We start from the raw sequence: 17,636 nt of genomic DNA, 5'->3' as shown, positions 1-17,636 counted from the left end.
TTATGATTACTGCAATTATTCGCTGGTCTGTTGTTAACCGTTTTTTTGTTTTGTTACTAACCGCAATACTGATTGGTGGTGGCTTGTATGCTGTAAAAAATACGCCTGTAGATGCCTTACCCGATTTATCAGATGTACAGGTTATTGTTAAAACCTCTTATCCTGGGCAAGCGCCGCAAGTAGTGCAAGATCAGGTTACATTCCCGATTACCACGGCAATGCTATCGGTACCTGGGGCGCAAACAGTACGCGGTTTTTCGTTTTTTGGCGACTCCTACGTGTACGTTATTTTTGACGAAGACACTGATTTATACTGGGCACGAAGCCGTGTTCAGGAATATCTAAGTCAAGTATCTGCCCGTTTGCCTAGTACGGCAATTGCAGAGCTCGGGCCCGATGCCACCGGCGTTGGCTGGGTGTATTTATATGCACTCACTGATACCACAGGTAAGCATGACATCAGCCAATTACGCAGTTTACAAGATTGGTTTTTAAAATTTGAACTGCAAACTGTACCCGGTGTATCCGAAGTGGCATCGGTAGGCGGCATGGTTAAACAATACCAAGTAAACGTTCAGCCCGATAAGCTTCGTGCTTATGGTATTCCGCTAAGCCTTATTCAAACTGCCATTAAGCAAGGCAATCAAGAAATGGGTGCATCGGTAGTTGAGATGGCAGAAGCTGAATACATGGTCACCAGTACTGGCTACGTAAAAAGTGTTGCTGATTTAGAAGCCATTCCTTTAGGTATAAACGCTAACGGTACTGCACTACAGTTACGTGATGTTGCTAATGTGCGTTTAGGTCCGCAAATGCGCCGCGGTGTTGCCGAGCTTAACGGCGAAGGCGAGGTGGCAGGTGGCGTAGTGGTTATGCGCTTTGGTGAAAACGCGCAAAAAACCATAGAGCTCGTTAAAGCTAAATTAGAGTCACTTAAAAAAGGGCTACCAGAGGGGGTTGAAATTGTACCTGTGTACGATCGCTCTCACTTAATAAAAGACGCAGTTGATAACCTCACCTCTAAATTAATGGAAGAGCTTATTGTAGTGGCTTTAGTGTGTGTGGTGTTTTTATTTCATATACGCTCATCGCTGGTGGCTATTATTACCTTACCGTTAGGTATACTCACCGCTTTTATTATTATGTATTGGCAGGGAATTAACGCCAATATCATGTCATTAGGCGGGATTGCTATTGCGATTGGTGCTATGACTGATGGTGCGATTGTGATGATTGAAAACATGCACAAGCATATGGAGAAAAAACCGCTAACAGATGAAAACCGTTGGCAAGTGGTGATTGACTCTGCCAGTGAAGTTGGGCCTGCGTTATTTTTTAGCTTATTAATCATTACCGTGAGCTTTATGCCGGTATTTATTTTAGAAGCTCAGGAAGGGCGAATGTTTGCGCCATTAGCGTACACAAAAACCTATGCAATGGCAGCTTCTGCTGGATTAGCAATTACCTTAGTACCCGTGCTGATGGGTTATTTCATTCGGGGTAAGGTGATCTCTGAAAATAAAAATCCAGTTAACCGTTTACTGGTAAATAGTTATAAGCCGCTGTTAAATCTAGTATTAAAATTTCCGAAAAGTACCTTGCTGATTACGCTAGTTATTACTTTAATGGGCTTTTATCCGATAAATAAAATAGGCAGTGAATTTATTCCACCTCTTGATGAGGGGGATCTAATGTATATGCCGACTACTTATCCAGGAATTTCAATAGGTAAGGCGCGCGAGCTATTGCAGCAAACCGATAAATTGATTGCCACTGTGCCCGAGGTGAAAACCGTATTTGGTAAAATTGGACGAGCGGAAACGGCAACCGATCCGGCACCGCTGACCATGATTGAAACCTTTATACAGTTTAAGCCTAAGGATCAGTGGCGCGAAGGCATGACCACTGAAAAGCTCAAACAAGAGCTGGATGCTTTAGTTAAGTTTCCTGGGCTGACGAACGCTTGGGTAATGCCAATTAAAACACGGATAGATATGCTGGCTACAGGGATTAAAACCCCTGTGGGTATAAAAGTCGCGGGCCCTAATTTGAATGAAATTCAAAAAATAGGTCAACAAATAGAGGTATTACTTAAAGATCTTCCCGGTACGGCGTCTGTTTACTCAGAGCGTGTAGCGGGTGGGCGTTATATTAAGGTAGATATTAACCGTGAAAAAGCAGCGCGCTACAGTTTAAATATTGCTGATGTGCAACAAGTAGTCGCAACCGCAATTGGTGGCATGAACGTGACTGAAACGGTTGAGGGTCAAGAGCGCTACCCTGTAAATCTTCGTTATCCGCAAGCGTATCGTGACTCCCCTGAAGAACTGATGCTTTTACCTATTGTTACTCCAACGGGTCAACGTATCGCACTTGCTGATGTGGCGGATGTATTTATTAGTGATGGCCCGCCTGGGATAAAAAGTGAAAATGCCCGTTTAAATGGTTGGAGCTTTATTGATATTAAAGATACAGATATTGGTAGCTATGTAGCAAATGCTCAGCAGTTACTAAACGAGCAGCTAATTTTACCTGCTGGATACTCTATAACTTGGGCTGGGCAATACGAATATATGGAGCGTGCCAAAGCCAAACTGAGTTATGTGTTGCCGCTGACCTTAGCCATTATTGTAGTATTGCTTTACCTTAACTTTAGAAGTTTCACCGAGGTATTTATTATTATGGCGACTTTACCACTGGCGATGATAGGAGGTATCTGGCTAATGTACTTAGAAGGCTTTAATTTCTCTGTTGCTGTGGGGGTCGGCTTTATTGCCCTTGCTGGGGTGGCCGTAGAAATAGGCGTTATAATGTTAGTGTATTTAAACCAAGCCTATAAAGCGCAGGTAGAGGCTGCTTCTAAAATGGGTAAAAGCTTGAGTATAGAGCAGCTTAAACAGGCGATACTAGAAGGTGCGGGTCTACGAGTACGTCCGGTAATGATGACAGTGGCAACCATAGTGATTGGCTTATTACCGGTGCTTTATGGCACAGGCACGGGGAGTGAAGTAATGAGCCGAATAGCCGCTCCTATGGTTGGCGGTATGTTTAGCGCCATTGTTTTAACATTGCTGGTATTGCCTGCTGTGTATTTATTGTGGCGAAAGCGCAACCTATAATATTTACACTGATTGTGTAACTTGTACTGAAAATATCAGTACAAGTTAGGCAATCCTTTCTTTATCTACTGATTTTATTGCATTTCTTATTGGCATGATTCACGCATCTATTTAATCAATAGGTTTTAAAAAGTAAGGAACGCACATGCAAGTTAAAACAATTCAAGAAGTGTTCGATTGGACCGTTCAGTTTCATACACAAATGGCGGCTAATTTTTTTAGCGTAAGGGATTTACTTGGAGAGCATAACAAACAGTTAATCGATTATTGTGTTGAGTATGAAAAAAAACTCGCTGAGGATTTAATCGGATTTAAAGCAATCACTGAAATAAATACTTTAGATACATACTGCTATGAATATTTTTCAGAGCACTCAGAAATCATCAGCTTTACTGATTTAGATCGCAGTAATGAGCTAGATGAACTAGCGATTCAAGAGTATTTATCTCAGCAGCATCAAAAAGTATTAAATGCATACAGTTACTTGGCAGATAAAGCGCAGTCACCAGAGGCTCAAGAAAAGCTAGGGGAGATTTTACAGCTCGAAGAGCAAGGTTTGAAGCAGATGATGCAAAGTATTAATCGTCATGCAGACATGTAGCACTGGGTGTTATGCATAAAAAAGGCGCTATAATTAGCGCCTTTTTCGTGTTCATGATAATAGAGCTGATTTAACTTTGCTCTACATCAACCACTAAGTCACTCGTAATTGACTCAAGTGCATTAATAACTTCTTCTTTATTCAATCCGTTAGGCAGGCTAACGGTGGCAACAGCACTAAATATAGGCACTCCCCAGTTTGGCGCACTTTGCTGCCTAGAGTTTAAGTTTGTAATGTTCGCGCCTTTATGGCGAATAACACTTGCTAGCTCTTGCACTATACCAGGGCGATCGTTACCGGTGATCACAAAATTAAGTTGCTCAAGCTCTACAGGCTCAATTTCAGTGTTGCCCTTTTCAATGCGAACATCTAACTTAGGAAGCCCATTGAGCGCATTTTGAAATGTCTGTAAATGCTCTTCAGCCACTTCAACCTGTATAATGCCTGCAAAGTGACCGAGTAAGTGACTCAAGTTACTGCTTAACCAATTGCCATGGTTTTCTAATATAACCGATGAAATACTTTCTACTAAACCGGGGCGATCTTCCCCTAAAATAGTTATTACCAACTGCTTCATAATAGTTCTCTTTTTAAGCCCAAATGAAAAAATAAATGCATAGGCATTAAGTGATGCGATCTAATGTATTTGATTCTAAATGTATGTAAAAGCTAACCACAAAAGGATTGTTACATCTTAGGAGGTTACTTTATTATTGTTATATTAGATGCCCATTGAGTATTGTCTTGGATAAATAGTTTGTCCAATTAATAATTGATTTAGTTCATTAATAACGCAAAAATAAATATAACCACTAAAATAAATAATTCTTTAGTATTATTTTAAGTTGTAATTTTGCCTAAAACCTGCTCAAAAAGCTGTGAATTTAATCTGCAAAGATGAACAGACTCTCTATAAGTAAAGAATTATTACGACTGTAACATTACTGTCACTTTGATGAAATATAATGCGCCCAACGTTAAGATATAAGGGTGTTTTGATGACTTCAAATCCGAATAAACCGACTTTTAATACGGATCGAAGCCGTCTATTTAAAGACCGGTTTGCTAAGTTTGGCATAACCGCAGGCGGTATAATGGTATTAATAGCGCTGCTATTGATCTTCTTTTACCTTCTTTATGTAGTGCAGCCTATTTTCGAGTCAGCTAAAGTTGAAAAACGCGCTAGCTTTAATGTTGCTAATGCTGAGCAAATTGTAGGGCTTGGTGTCGAGGAGCAAACTGAGGTTGCTTATTTACTTGATGATCAAGGTCAAGTTAACTTCTACAGTGTTGATAAAGCAAAGTTTGGTAAAAAACTAAAAACACTTAATGCTACTTTACCCGCGCAGGTAACCAGTTTTGCAAATAGTGCTCCCTTTCAAGGGCATTATGCGTATGGTTTAGAAAATGGCACAGTGACAATTGTAGCGCCTAAGTTTTTAGTCACCTTCCCTAATAATGAGCGTAAGCTAACTCCGCGTTTAGGTTATCCACTGGGTGAAATGGCACTCGAAGTTGATGAGCAAGGTACAGCTATTAAGCGTTTTGCCTTTAGCCATTATGAAGACAAAACAGCCGTTGTGGCACTTACTGCCGATAAACGTGTGGTATTTAGTAGCTTTGTAGCCGAAGAAAATATGTTTACCGGTGAAGTTGAATGGCAAGTAGAGCGCACCGAGCTTAACGTTGATGGTCGCGTAGATGAGCTATTAATGTCGCCAGATACCACCCGCACATTTGTTCGCTCTGCCAATCAAATTTACGTATTCGATACCCGCTACCCAAGTGAAGTTGAGCAAATTCAATTATTATCTGCCAATGAAGAAAACGCGAATATAGTGTCATCGCAACTATTGGCTGGTGCAAACTCACTGATGTTGGCCAATGATAACGGTGAAATATCCCAGTGGTTTGAAATCAATACAGATTCAGGGCGTGAATTTCAAAAAATCCGTTCGTTTGAAACTACCAAACAAAGCAAGCTGAATATTTTTACTGAGTTTTATCGTCGTACCTTTTTTACAACGGGTCAAAATGGTGAATTAGGGCTTTATTACACCACCAGTGAAGCAAAGTTATGGCAAGGTAAAGTCAGTGATGGTGAAATTGAACAGTTTGCTATTGCTCCGCGTTCAAATGCGGCGCTAATTTTAGCTGATAACAAGCTGACAGTTTTAGAAATTCATAACGAGCATCCAGAAGTAACGTGGTCAGCGCTTTGGCAAGAAGTATGGTACGAAGGCTACCCAGAGCCGGGTTATATTTGGCAATCTACTTCTGCCAGTGATGATTTTGAATCGAAGTTTTCACTAGTACCAATTTCATTTGGTACTTTAAAAGCTGCTATGTACGCAATGTTATTTGCTGTACCTATTGCTATTTCAGCCGCTATTTATACTGCTTATTTTATGTCGAGCGAATTGCGCCGTGTGGTAAAGCCAACGGTTGAAATAATGGAAGCTCTGCCTACGGTAATACTCGGCTTTTTAGCTGGCTTGTGGTTAGCGCCTTTAATTGAAGAGCACTTGCCGGCTATTGTTGGTTTACTGGTGTTACTGCCATTGGGTATTTTAGCAACCGCTTTAGGCTGGAATAAATTACCTGCGGTTATTCGCCATAAAATCCCTGAAGGCTCACATTCAATTTTATTAATACCTGTGGTGTTATTTATTGGTTGGTTGTCGTTTGCGATGAGCGAAAGTATTGAGTTATGGATGTTTGATGGCAATGTGCGTCAATACCTAACCAATGAATTAGGCATGACCTTCGATCAGCGTAATTCATTAGTAGTTGGTATCGCGATGGGCTTTGCGGTTATTCCAACTATTTTCTCAATTGCCGAAGATGCGGTATTTAGTGTGCCTAAACATTTATCAAATGGCTCGTTAGCATTAGGTGCTACGCAGTGGCAAACCCTAATTCGTGTGGTGTTATTAACCGCCAGCCCAGGTATTTTTTCTGCAGTAATGATGGGATTAGGCCGTGCCGTAGGCGAGACTATGATTGTACTTATGGCTACCGGTAATACCCCAATTATGGATTGGAGTATTTTCCAAGGCATGCGTACCTTAGCCGCTAATATCGCCGTCGAAATGCCAGAGTCGGAAGTAGGGAGTTCGCATTACCGAATTCTATTCTTAGCCGCCTTTGTATTATTCATATTCACCTTTATTTTCAACACAGTTGCTGAGTTTGTTCGTCAGCAGCTGCGTGAAAAATACAGCTCAATGTAAGTGGAGAAACACGACATGGTAAAGCAGTGGTTTAGGTCTGGTTCTCCTTGGATTTGGATGACCGGTGGTGCTGTAAGCATCAGTTTAATTTCAGTAATTGGTTTACTCGCCATGATTGCATGGAAGGGATTAAGCTTTTTTTGGCCATCTCAAGTTATGCAGTATGAGCTTGAAGGTTCAATTGCTAAGCAAACCGTTATTGGTGAAATTTATGACCGTGAATTAGTACCTAAGTCGCGTTTAGCGGCAACCGGTATTGATGTTTCTAAATTTGAAAAAGACGAGGTTGAGCGTTTACTAATTAAAACAGGTAACCGTGAGTATGTTGATTTAGATTTTCGCTGGATACTCGAAACCGATATCAAACAAAGCTCAGCGCCTAAAGCGCTTGCGGTGTTTGAGCGCAGCAAAAACGGTAATTTCTACGGGTATGTAGAAAGCGTCATTAAAGACGGTCAGACGGTAACAGCAGATAAAGTAGAAACCTTACATGATCTTGTAGAGCGTGCGGTTGACTTAAACGACGAAGCGCTTGATTTACAAAATGGCGATATAGGGCATATTAACTATGAGCTAGAGCGTTTACGTTTACAGGAAAAAGCCTACTTGCTTGATAACGAGCTAACCGACGAACGTGTTGCTGAACTTGCTCAAGCGCGTGCTGATTTACGTACGAAATATGGCGAATTAGAAAAAGAGTTATTCGCACTGCGTAAACAGGCTAAACGTGACCAAGTAACCGTAAAGGATATGCGTGGTGAGGTTGTTACAATCCCGCTATATCAAGTGTTGGATGTATGGTTTCCAAACGATATGGGCTTTTTTGCTAAACTAGGTCATTACTTTGTGCAGTTAGGTAAGTTTGTTTCAGATGACCCACGTGAAGCCAATACCGAAGGTGGCGTATTTCCTGCTATTTTTGGTACGGTATTTATGGTGATGTTAATGGCTGTGATTGTAACGCCATTTGGCGTGGTTGCTGCTATTTACTTACATGAATATGCGGCTAAAAACGCAATTACTAAAATGATCCGTATTGCGGTTATTAACTTGGCGGGTGTTCCGTCTATTGTATACGGCGTATTTGGCTTAGGCTTCTTTGTTTATATGGTTGGTGGTAGTGTTGACCAATTATTTTATCCTGAGTCATCGCCTACCCCTGTATTTGGTACACCTGGTGTGATGTGGTCGGCACTTACCTTGGCTATATTAACGTTGCCTGTGGTAATAGTGTCAACCGAAGAAGGTTTATCTCGTATTCCTAGTACAGTGCGTGATGGTTCATTAGCACTGGGTGCGACTAAGGTAGAAACGCTATGGCGAATCATTATTCCTATGGCCAGCCCTGCAATTATGACGGGATTAATTTTAGCGGTTGCTCGTGCTGCGGGTGAAGTTGCACCGCTTATGCTGGTGGGGGTGGTAAAAATGGCGCCAACGTTACCGCTTGATGGTAACTTCCCATATATACATTTAGACAGAAAGTTCATGCACTTAGGTTTTCATATTTACGATGTTGGCTTTCAAAGTCCGAACGTTGAAGCGGCGCGTCCGCTGGTATATGCAACGGCCTTTTTGTTAGTGTCGGTTATTATTACCCTTAACATCACAGCCATTGGAATACGTAACCATTTACGTGAAAAATTCAGATCGCTTGAGCATTAATTTAGTATAGGTAACAAACATGATTACAGTCGCTCCAAAAGTAAACCAAGCAAAGCCAAGCTTGAAGTTAGATTTAAATAATTTAACAGACGAACAAAAAGCGCTAGAAATTAAAGATCTCGACCTTTACTACGGTGATAAACAAGCACTGAGTAAGGTAAATATGAATATCCCTAAAGGCCAAGTAACGGCATTTATCGGCCCGTCAGGTTGTGGTAAATCAACCTTATTACGTTGTATTAACCGCATGAACGACTTGGTTGATATTTGTCGTATTGAAGGCGAAATCATGCTGCATGGGCAAAATATTTACGATAAAAGCGTTGATGTTGCAGCCCTTCGTCGTAATGTCGGCATGGTGTTTCAGCGTCCAAACCCATTTCCAAAATCAATTTATGAGAATGTGGTTTACGGTCTTCGCCTGCAAGGCATTAAAGAAAAGCGTAAGCTAGATGAAGTGGTAGAGCAATCGCTACGTGGTGCGGCTCTTTGGGATGAAGTAAAAGACCGACTGCACGATAGCGCATTTGGTTTATCGGGTGGTCAGCAGCAACGTTTAGTTATTGCCCGCTCTATTGCGATTGAGCCTGAGGTATTACTACTTGATGAACCAACATCAGCACTCGATCCGATTTCAACCTTAGTAATCGAAGAACTAATTAATGATTTAAAGAATAAGTTTACCGTGGTTATTGTTACTCACAACATGCAACAAGCGGCTCGTGTTTCAGATCAAACAGCGTTTATGTATATGGGTGAGCTGATTGAGTATTCTGATACTAATACCTTATTTACGACGCCTACGAAGAAAAAAACAGAAGATTATATTACTGGTCGTTACGGCTAGTCGGGTTAAAACGCGAAAGCAATGAATTATTAAAGAAGGTCATTATGGAACACAACATTAATAAACATATTTCTGGTCGTTTTAATCAAGAGCTAGAAGATGTTCGTAACCATGTATTAAGCATGGGTGGATTGGTTGAGCAACAACTTAATAGCGCGCTTGATGCAGTAAGCCAAAACGATGCGGTATTGGCACAAAAAGTACGTGAAAACGACTACAAGGTTAATGCAATGGAAGTCAGTATTGATGAAGATTGCACCCGTATTATTGCTAAGCGCCAACCAGCAGCCAGTGATTTACGTTTGGTTATTGCAATAGCAAAAACCATTGCCGATTTAGAAAGAATTGGCGATGAAGCTAAGCGAATTGCTAAAGTTGCACTAGACTCATTTACTAAGGATCAACAAGATTTATTAGTAAACATTGAAAATATGGGTCGCCAAGTATCTAAAATGTTGCATGACGTTTTAGATGCGTTTGCACGTATGGATGTGCAACGCGCATTTGAAGTGCATAAAGAGGATGCTAAAGTAGATAGAGAGTATGAAGCAATTACTCGTCAAATAATGACCTACATGATGGAAGATCCGCGCTCAATTCCAAAAATTATGGATTTAGTATGGTCTGTTCGCTCATTAGAGCGTATCGGTGATCGTTGTCAAAACATCGCTGAATATGTCATTTATTTTGTAAACGGCAAAGATATTCGTCATACATCTCAAGAAGATATTGAAAAATCACTGTAGTGATACGAATAACTAAAAAATATCAAAGGCAGTAATACACTGCCTTTTTTATTTTTTGTAAATAATTGAATAAGAAAAAGCGTTCACAATCTAGCTTAATGCTGTAAAATTCAGGTTGAACAGCATATTGAATTGATTAAAGGGTCAGTTATGCCAACAAATTTTTTAGGTGTTTTTGCAAAATCACCTATAAAGCCAATAGAAGAACACATCAGAAAGGCTCATCAAGCTAGCGAAAGTTTGATACCTTTTTTTAATCATGTTTTTAAAGAAGAGTGGCAACAAGCAGAAGAGCTACGTTTAACCATTCGTAATATAGAACGTGAAGCTGATGAAATGAAAAGAACTATACGTTTACAATTACCTGGCGGATTATTTATGCCGGTAGAGCGTACAGATCTGCTCGAATTAGTAACCCAACAAGACAAAATTGCTAACAAAGCAAAAGATATTGCTGGGCGTGTAATTGGTCGTGAAATGATCATACCAAAAGAGATCCAAGAAGACTTTTTGGCATATGTCACTCGTTGTGTCGATGCAACTAAACAAGCATCTAAAGCGATCAATGAATTAGAAGAATTGTTAGAAACGGGCTTTAAAGGCAGGGAAGTAACTCTGGTTGAAAAAATGCTCGTAGAATTGGATGCCATAGAACAAGACACGGATGAAATGCAAATTAGAATACGCCGCCAGCTACGTAAAGTAGAAAGTGAGCTAAATCCAGTTGATGTGATGTTTTTATACAAAATCATTGAATGGGTCGGTGAGCTTGCAGATATTGCAGAGCGCGTAGGATCACGTCTTGAGCTGATGTTAGCTCGTTAATTTAAAATCAGTTCAAACACGAAAGATTAAGGTTACACAATGGATATCATTGCATCTTACGGCACGGTATTAATTTTAATTGCCGCAGCAGTCGGCTTTTTTATGGCTTATGGTATTGGCGCAAACGACGTTGCCAACGCGATGGGTACATCAGTAGGTTCAAAAGCACTTACTATTAAACAAGCGATTTTTATCGCGATGATTTTTGAATTCGCAGGTGCTTATTTAGCCGGTGGTGAAGTAACATCAACAATTCGTAAAGGAATTATTGATGCTGCCCCATTTGCCGACATTCCTGAACTGATGGTTCTAGGTATGATCGCCTCTTTATTTGCCGCGGGCAGTTGGTTATTAATGGCCTCGTTTTTAGGCTGGCCGGTATCAACTACTCATTCAATCATTGGCGCGATCATTGGTTTTGCTCTTGTTGCTGTGGGCACCGAGGCTATTCAATGGGGTAAAGTTGCTGGTATTGTAGGTAGCTGGATTGTAACGCCGGCGATATCAGGTTTCATAGCTTACTTAATATTTATGAGTGCGCAAAAGCTGATTTTTGATACCGACGCTCCACTTAAAAATGCAAAGCGCTTTGTCCCAATATACATGGGTTTAGCTGGCTTTATTATGGCACTAGTGACCATTAAGAAAGGCTTAAAGCACATTGGTATTAATTTAGGTACCGTTGAAGGTTTTGCTATTTCTATTGGTATAGCGGTACTGGTTGCAGTTATCGGTAAAATTGCTATTTCTCGTTTAAATATCGATCCTAAAGCGGATAGAGAAATGCAGTTTAACAATGTAGAAAAAGTATTTGCGGTACTTATGGTACTAACCGCTTGTTGTATGGCATTTGCCCATGGTTCTAACGACGTTGCTAATGCAATTGGACCTCTAGCAGCAGTTGTAAACATTGTTGAAAACAACGGTGAAATTGCTAAGAAAGCGGCTATTGCTTGGTGGATATTACCACTAGGTGGTTTTGGTATTGTTGCCGGTCTTGCTATTTTAGGCAAAAAAGTAATTAAAACCATTGGTGAAGGTATTACTCATTTAACACCAAGCCGTGGTTTTGCTGCTGAATTAGCCGCTGCCTCTACCGTTGTTATAGCATCGGGCACAGGCTTACCTATCTCAACCACACAAACCCTAGTAGGCGCTGTGTTGGGTGTAGGTATGGCACGTGGTATTGCCGCACTAAATATGGGTGTAATAAGAAATATTGTAGTTTCTTGGGTAATTACATTGCCAGTTGGTGCTGCCCTTGCTATTGTTATTTTCTACGTACTAAGAACCGCTTTTGGGGTTTAATAAAAAGTACTTAAAAGACTTTTAGCTTGAAAAGATCTCAATGCCCTTGGTGTTGGGGTCTTTTTATTTGTGGAAAGAAAAATGACCAATCTCCCTAGTATTAAACAGCTGCAGTATTTATTAGCTGTACATCAACATCAACATTTTGGCCGAGCAGCAAGTGCCTGCTTTATTGGTCAGTCAACGCTCAGTACTGCGATTCAAAACCTAGAGGAGACTTTAGGATGTCAGCTTATAGAGCGAGAAAATCGCAGCCTAATGTTTACCACTATTGGTGAAGAGGTGGTTGAGCGTTCAAGAAAAATAATCAACGATACTATTAGTTTAAAAGAGTTAACTAAAAGCTTTTTAACACCGCTTAGTGGCACATTAACGGTAGGTGTTATTCCTACTATTGCAAGCTTTATTGCAGCGCCTTTGTATCACTTTTGTCAGCAAGTATTTGTAGATTTAGAGTTGGTATTAATTGAAGACACCAGCGATAAGTTGCTTGATAAGTTAGAGCATGGGCAAATTGATTTAGCATTATTAGCGCTGCCTTACGAAACTGATAAATTTCATACCCAAGTATTAGCACAAGATCACTTTAGTTTAGTGCACCATAAAGATTACACGCCAGCCAAAGGCATTGAAGACTTTAATTTATTACCAGAAGCCAGTGTATTTTTACTTGAGCGAGAGCATTGTATGACAGGGCATGCGCTCAGTGCGTGCCATTTAAATCGCTCTAGCTGTATAAATCCCTTTGAGGCGGCTAGCTTACATACTTTATTGAGTATGGTTGAGTATAAACTTGGCGTGACGTTTTTGCCGCAAATGGCGATTAATGCAGGTATTTTAGAAAACAAAAACATGCTAGCTACGCCATCGCAAGGTGATGCCTATCGCGATATTGGTGTATTGTGGCGTAAAACAACAGGGCGCATTCGTGACTTTAAATTGTTTAGCCAACAATTAGAGGTCTTTTTGAAAAAGCAGTGTAGTGTTGATTTTAAATAGGTAAAAAAAGCGTATTTTAATTAATACGCTAAATAACACGGGGAATTATAGAGGCTGCTTATGCTGGCTGTGGTAGCTCTCTAGCGGCGGTAAAAATAGTAAGTAAACCCATACAACAACATTAAAGTACGGGACTAGCCCAAGCACTGTGAAGGTTTTTACAGGGTAGCCTTTAATCTGGGCATACTTGTAACATTGAAGCGCAATAGCAAAGTGTATAAACAATAATAACGTGATTAGTTGCGTCATAAACGTCCTCCTTATGCCCCTATGTCCACCTTTAACAGTATAGACATCTAGATGATAAGAAATAAAGATGTCACGTAAAATCAAGGTAATCACTTAATTTTCATGACATTGTGCTGCCGATAAGCAAAGTATAGGTTAGATGGGCAAATTTGAAAGTAATAAATTGCTTAAATTTGTTTATTAATGTTTATAGTGACGTGAGGGTGTCTTGATAAAAAATAGGGTTGTTTTTAATTTTCTCTAACTCAATCAGTACCTTGTCAATTGGTACAGGGCGAGCAATAAAGTAGCCTTGCCCATAGTCGATACCAATTTCTTTAAGTGCAAAAAATACTTCTGCGGTTTCTACATATTCAGCAACAGAGCGCTTATCTAGTGAGCGACTGATGTCATTTATGGCTTTCACTAGCGCTAAATCAATGGAGTCATTGAGCATATCGCGAACAAATGAGCCGTCAATTTTTACGTGTTGGGCTGGTAATTGTTTAAGGTAATTAAATGTACTGAAGCCGGTGCCAAAGTCATCAATTGAAAAGTGGCAACCTAAATTATTTAGTCGTTCAATCATTTTTCGTGTCGCCGCTAAATTATTAATACTGGCCGATTCGGTTATTTCAAAAATAATTTTCGCAGGAGACACTTGATACTTCTCAAGGGTCGACTCTATTAATGGCAGCAAACGTTCATCTAAAAATGATTGTGCCGATAAGTTTATTGCAATCTGAAGAAGCTCTGGATGTGCAGCAACACTCGCAATGCTGTTACGAATAACACATTGGTCCATTAAAAAGGTATCGTTGAGCATTTCCAATGAGGGAATAAATTGATTAGGGTAAATAAGTTCGTCGTCTAGCTTTAACCTTAGCAGTACTTCAAAGTAGGCAACCTGATTTGTTTTAAAATCCCAAATGGGTTGATAATGAAGCTCTATACTGTCTTGTTGGAGTGCTTGACGTACCCCATGGCCCCACTCTAAACCCGTTTGCAGCGCATTGTTCTCACCATCTTGTTTTGAATAACAGTGTACTAAGTTACGGCCTAAATTTTTAGCAATATATAACGCAATATCTGACTGCTTTAAGCATTCATTTGGATCGCAGTTATCAGCGGTAATTTGGGTTAAACCAATCGAGCAACTAATTGAATAGATTTGCTCTTCAGATTTAAATTGGTTGCCTTCAATGGCACTACAAATCCCTTCTGCAATTAAATGTGCATCCAATAAATTGGTATTTTTAAGTATCACCGCAAACTCATCGCCACCGACACGGCAGATTAGATGCTCATTACTAATATTGGCAATAAATAGCTGCGCTACTTCTTTTAAAACAATGTCACCTTGTTGGTGGCCTTTACTGTCATTTATTATTTTAAAGTGGTCAAGGTCAATATAAATAAGCGCATGTTCAATATTTGTATGGGTGTTTTCGCTCTGGCAAATATAGTTAAGCTGTTGGTCAAAATAATAACGGTTGTGTAGTCCTGTTAAGGTGTCATGCAGGGCTAAATGGCGCAATTGCAACTCTGCTTGTTTGCGCTCATGAATGTTATCGAGTGTGGCGGTGATAGTGGCGTTGTTGCTGCTATTTTTTATTAACTGAAGCCGACATTCTACCCACACTGAGTTACCATTTTTTTGGCTCAGCTTAACTTCTATTTTTTGTTTGTTCGCACCACCTTGTAAAATATCATCAATGGTTGATTGTAATGACTGTTTATGTTCAGTGGTACAAAATGCAGTGAGTGGTTGTTGTAAGGTCGACTTAACTCCAAAGCCGCTCAGAGATTCCCACGCAGGGTTTATAAAGCGAATATTCCCTTGTTGGTCTAGTTCAAGTACAACCGTGTTTAAGTGCAATAAAATACGCTGATGTGCTGAAAACAGGTCGCGATATTTTACTTCACTAATACTTAATTGCTGCACTTTGTTAGCAAACTCAGCATAGCTCACCATGAAGTCTTCACGACGCGCTGCATGATCACAGACTTTATTTAAAAATGAGGGATCGTAAGGGGCGCGAATAAAGTCGGTAACGCCAGAAAGTAATAACTGCTCAGCGTAATCAGCATCGTTTTTATCAATAATAGTAACAATGGCTTGCTGAGGGTTATGCTGCAAAATCTTTTCTACTAATTGATTTGAACTCTCAGCTTGTGCTGCAGTGGCATCAAGTAGCACGATAGCAAACGGCTGTTGATTATAGGCACTGAGCGCGGCTTTTTCGTTAGTAACATGAGTAATTGCAAAGTTTAGCTTTAACTGTTCACTCATATCATTTGCTCTGCTGGCAAAGGGTTCTAATAACAATAGGTTTAAGCGACTACTTTTTTCTAAATGGCTCGACAACACGTTTGCTAGTATTTGCGGCAATATATCTTGGCGTTCAAAAGGCAGCACCGCATCTATGCCATAGCTACGTGCGGTAGTTTCGGCGATACGCTCACAATAAATGGGCGGAATAAGTAAAATAGGCGTATTTTTCGGCGTGTTAAGTAAACCAGAGCGGATCATACGTGAAAACCGCCAGCCATCAATTTTACCTACATCTAATCCGGTTATGATTATATTTACGCTTTGGTTCTTTAAGATTTTTAACGCATCTTGGCTGTCTGAGGCTTCAATAAACTCAAACACACTAAGCCTCTCCAGCGTGGCACGTATAGTCTGGCGCTCATCATTACTTGCATTTAATATTAGCAATTTAAGCTGTTTTGCCACTTAGGTACCACTCCGAGAAATGCAGATCGTAAAACTGTAAGAGTAATGATATTTAGTGCTAAGAACAAGCGTATTTATTATAGAGCGGCCTTAAATCTAACGATCAATCTTAAATCTATTTGTAGTAATAATTGACTTAATTTAATAAATAAGTTTATTGAGCAATACCATTATAGTGTAATTTAGCACGTACCTTGTGGTTGTTTAAGTATAGATATACACTTGGCGCGATTTTAAATGATGTGGAATTCTAACAATGCGCGTAGCTGATTTTAGCTTTGACTTACCTGATGAATTAATTGCTCGTTTTCCTAAAGCAGACAGAACCAGTAGCCGTTTATTGAGCTTAGATGGGCCGAGCGGTGCTGTTGAGCATAAAATATTTAGTGACATTCTTGAACTGGTTAACGAAAACGACTTATTGGTTTTTAACAACACCAAAGTAATACCTGCGCGTATGTTTGGTCAAAAAGAATCAGGAGGTAAGGTTGAGGTGCTGGTAGAGCGTGTATTAGACGAACACCGGGTTCTTGCGCACATTCGTGCTAGTAAATCGCCAAAACCGGGCAATGTACTCATTTTAGAGGGCAAAGCAAAAGCCATTATGGTGGCACGCCACGATACGTTATTTGAGCTTGAGTTTGACCGCAGTGAAAATGTGCTCGACATTTTAAATGATGTTGGCCATATGCCGCTTCCTCCTTACATTGATCGCCCAGATAATGAAGCGGACCGAGAGCGATACCAAACAGTATATGGTGAAAAGCCAGGCGCCGTAGCTGCACCAACCGCAGGCCTTCATTTTGACGATAAACTCATGGCTGCGCTTGAAAATAAAGGCGTACAAATGGCGTTTGTTACCTTGCATGTTGGTGCAGGTACATTCCAGCCAGTTAGGGTTGAAAGTGTTGATGAGCACATCATGCACTCTGAATATATTGAAGTACCGCAAGCTGTGGTGGATGCGGTTGCAAACACTAAAGCTAAAGGCGGGCGTGTGATTGCGGTAGGTACAACTTCAGTTCGCTCACTAGAGTCGGCAGCAAAAATACATGGCGGCAAGTTAGATACTTACTTTGGTGATACCGATATTTTTATTTTCCCAGGTTATCAATTTAACGTTGTTGATGCCATGGTCACCAACTTCCATTTACCTGAATCAACCCTAATTATGCTGGTCAGTGCCTTTGCAGGGCAAGACAATATTATGGGTGCTTACAATACTGCGATTGAACAACAGTATCGCTTTTTTAGCTATGGCGATGCGATGTTTTTGACCCGTAAATAATTTACAGCGTTATCGGTTTTTATTTTACTCCTAAGCA

At 40.3% G+C, this 17,636-nt stretch carries 13 protein-coding genes; 10 read left to right on the top strand and 3 right to left on the bottom strand.

Annotated elements, in window-relative coordinates:
• Window positions 1–2 precede the first annotated feature (2 nt).
• Window positions 3–3,119: an efflux RND transporter permease subunit gene (locus P3J6_RS18460; protein ID WP_198523734.1), complete on the top strand. Its 3,117-nt coding sequence runs from the start codon at window positions 3–5 to the stop codon at window positions 3,117–3,119.
• 145 nt (window positions 3,120–3,264) lie between these two features.
• Window positions 3,265–3,720, top strand: a complete 456-nt coding sequence (locus tag P3J6_RS18455) for a hypothetical protein (RefSeq protein WP_010391728.1) — start codon at window positions 3,265–3,267, stop codon at window positions 3,718–3,720.
• Window positions 3,721–3,790: 70 nt separating this feature from the next.
• Here P3J6_RS18455 and P3J6_RS18450 read toward each other — a convergent pair whose 3' ends face one another.
• Window positions 3,791–4,297, bottom strand: coding sequence for a glycine cleavage system protein R (locus tag P3J6_RS18450; protein WP_010391731.1), 507 nt, complete (start codon window positions 4,295–4,297; stop codon window positions 3,791–3,793).
• Between the two features lie 421 nt (window positions 4,298–4,718).
• Here P3J6_RS18450 and P3J6_RS18445 point away from each other — a divergent pair, with 421 nt between their 5' ends.
• The 7 genes from P3J6_RS18445 to P3J6_RS18415 all read left to right on the top strand — a co-directional run bounded on the left by P3J6_RS18445 (window position 4,719) and on the right by P3J6_RS18415 (window position 13,343).
• Window positions 4,719–6,953: an ABC transporter permease subunit gene (locus tag P3J6_RS18445; RefSeq protein ID WP_054202638.1), complete on the top strand. Its 2,235-nt coding sequence runs from the start codon at window positions 4,719–4,721 to the stop codon at window positions 6,951–6,953.
• A gap of 15 nt (window positions 6,954–6,968) precedes the next feature.
• Entirely contained in the window at window positions 6,969–8,618 is a 1,650-nt protein-coding gene (pstA, locus tag P3J6_RS18440) for a phosphate ABC transporter permease PstA (RefSeq protein ID WP_054202637.1), read from the top strand.
• A 19-nt stretch (window positions 8,619–8,637) separates the two neighbouring features.
• Window positions 8,638–9,465 (top strand): phosphate ABC transporter ATP-binding protein PstB, encoded by an 828-nt coding sequence (gene pstB, locus P3J6_RS18435; RefSeq protein WP_008114812.1) that lies wholly within the window; start codon window positions 8,638–8,640, stop codon window positions 9,463–9,465.
• A 44-nt stretch (window positions 9,466–9,509) separates the two neighbouring features.
• Entirely contained in the window at window positions 9,510–10,211 is a 702-nt protein-coding gene (phoU, locus tag P3J6_RS18430; RefSeq protein WP_010391735.1) for a phosphate signaling complex protein PhoU, read from the top strand.
• Between the two features lie 150 nt (window positions 10,212–10,361).
• Window positions 10,362–11,036 (top strand): TIGR00153 family protein, encoded by a 675-nt coding sequence (locus P3J6_RS18425; RefSeq protein WP_010391736.1) that lies wholly within the window; start codon window positions 10,362–10,364, stop codon window positions 11,034–11,036.
• Window positions 11,037–11,075: 39 nt separating this feature from the next.
• A complete protein-coding gene (locus tag P3J6_RS18420; protein WP_138606597.1) occupies window positions 11,076–12,344 on the top strand; it encodes an inorganic phosphate transporter in 1,269 nt (422 codons plus the stop codon).
• A gap of 81 nt (window positions 12,345–12,425) precedes the next feature.
• Window positions 12,426–13,343 (top strand): hydrogen peroxide-inducible genes activator, encoded by a 918-nt coding sequence (locus P3J6_RS18415; protein ID WP_138606595.1) that lies wholly within the window; start codon window positions 12,426–12,428, stop codon window positions 13,341–13,343.
• Between the two features lie 45 nt (window positions 13,344–13,388).
• On the opposite strand, the gene P3J6_RS18410 is transcribed toward P3J6_RS18415, so the two are convergent.
• Both P3J6_RS18410 and P3J6_RS18405 read right to left on the bottom strand, forming a co-directional pair.
• On the bottom strand, window positions 13,389–13,592 hold the full coding sequence (locus P3J6_RS18410) for a hypothetical protein (protein ID WP_010391740.1): 204 nt from the start codon (window positions 13,590–13,592) through the stop codon (window positions 13,389–13,391).
• A 187-nt stretch (window positions 13,593–13,779) separates the two neighbouring features.
• On the bottom strand, window positions 13,780–16,311 hold the full coding sequence (locus P3J6_RS18405) for an EAL domain-containing protein (RefSeq protein ID WP_198523733.1): 2,532 nt from the start codon (window positions 16,309–16,311) through the stop codon (window positions 13,780–13,782).
• A 256-nt stretch (window positions 16,312–16,567) separates the two neighbouring features.
• Between P3J6_RS18405 and queA the strand changes: the two genes are divergently transcribed.
• The gene (queA, locus tag P3J6_RS18400) at window positions 16,568–17,599 is read left to right on the top strand and encodes a tRNA preQ1(34) S-adenosylmethionine ribosyltransferase-isomerase QueA (RefSeq protein ID WP_138606589.1); all 1,032 of its coding nucleotides are present in this window, start codon (window positions 16,568–16,570) and stop codon (window positions 17,597–17,599) included.
• Window positions 17,600–17,636 lie beyond the last annotated feature (37 nt).

Origin of the sequence: Pseudoalteromonas sp. 3J6 (genome assembly GCF_903995135.1) — a bacterium.
In the GTDB taxonomy this organism is placed as follows: Bacteria; Pseudomonadota; Gammaproteobacteria; order Enterobacterales; family Alteromonadaceae; genus Pseudoalteromonas.
This window is presented reverse-complemented; position numbering and strand designations above follow the sequence as displayed.

Bases quoted from the DNA above. Each gene is read 5' to 3' on its own strand.
- P3J6_RS18460 (WP_198523734.1), top strand. From the start codon at position 3: ATGATTACTGCAATTATTCGCTGGTCTGTTGTTAACCGTTTTTTTGTT.
- P3J6_RS18455 (WP_010391728.1), top strand. From the start codon at position 3,265: ATGCAAGTTAAAACAATTCAAGAAGTGTTCGATTGGACCGTTCAGTTT.
- P3J6_RS18450 (WP_010391731.1), bottom strand. From the start codon at position 4,297: ATGAAGCAGTTGGTAATAACTATTTTAGGGGAAGATCGCCCCGGTTTA.
- P3J6_RS18445 (WP_054202638.1), top strand. From the start codon at position 4,719: ATGACTTCAAATCCGAATAAACCGACTTTTAATACGGATCGAAGCCGT.
- pstA (WP_054202637.1), top strand. From the start codon at position 6,969: ATGGTAAAGCAGTGGTTTAGGTCTGGTTCTCCTTGGATTTGGATGACC.
- pstB (WP_008114812.1), top strand. From the start codon at position 8,638: ATGATTACAGTCGCTCCAAAAGTAAACCAAGCAAAGCCAAGCTTGAAG.
- phoU (WP_010391735.1), top strand. From the start codon at position 9,510: ATGGAACACAACATTAATAAACATATTTCTGGTCGTTTTAATCAAGAG.
- P3J6_RS18425 (WP_010391736.1), top strand. From the start codon at position 10,362: ATGCCAACAAATTTTTTAGGTGTTTTTGCAAAATCACCTATAAAGCCA.
- P3J6_RS18420 (WP_138606597.1), top strand. From the start codon at position 11,076: ATGGATATCATTGCATCTTACGGCACGGTATTAATTTTAATTGCCGCA.
- P3J6_RS18415 (WP_138606595.1), top strand. From the start codon at position 12,426: ATGACCAATCTCCCTAGTATTAAACAGCTGCAGTATTTATTAGCTGTA.
- P3J6_RS18410 (WP_010391740.1), bottom strand. From the start codon at position 13,592: ATGACGCAACTAATCACGTTATTATTGTTTATACACTTTGCTATTGCG.
- queA (WP_138606589.1), top strand. From the start codon at position 16,568: ATGCGCGTAGCTGATTTTAGCTTTGACTTACCTGATGAATTAATTGCT.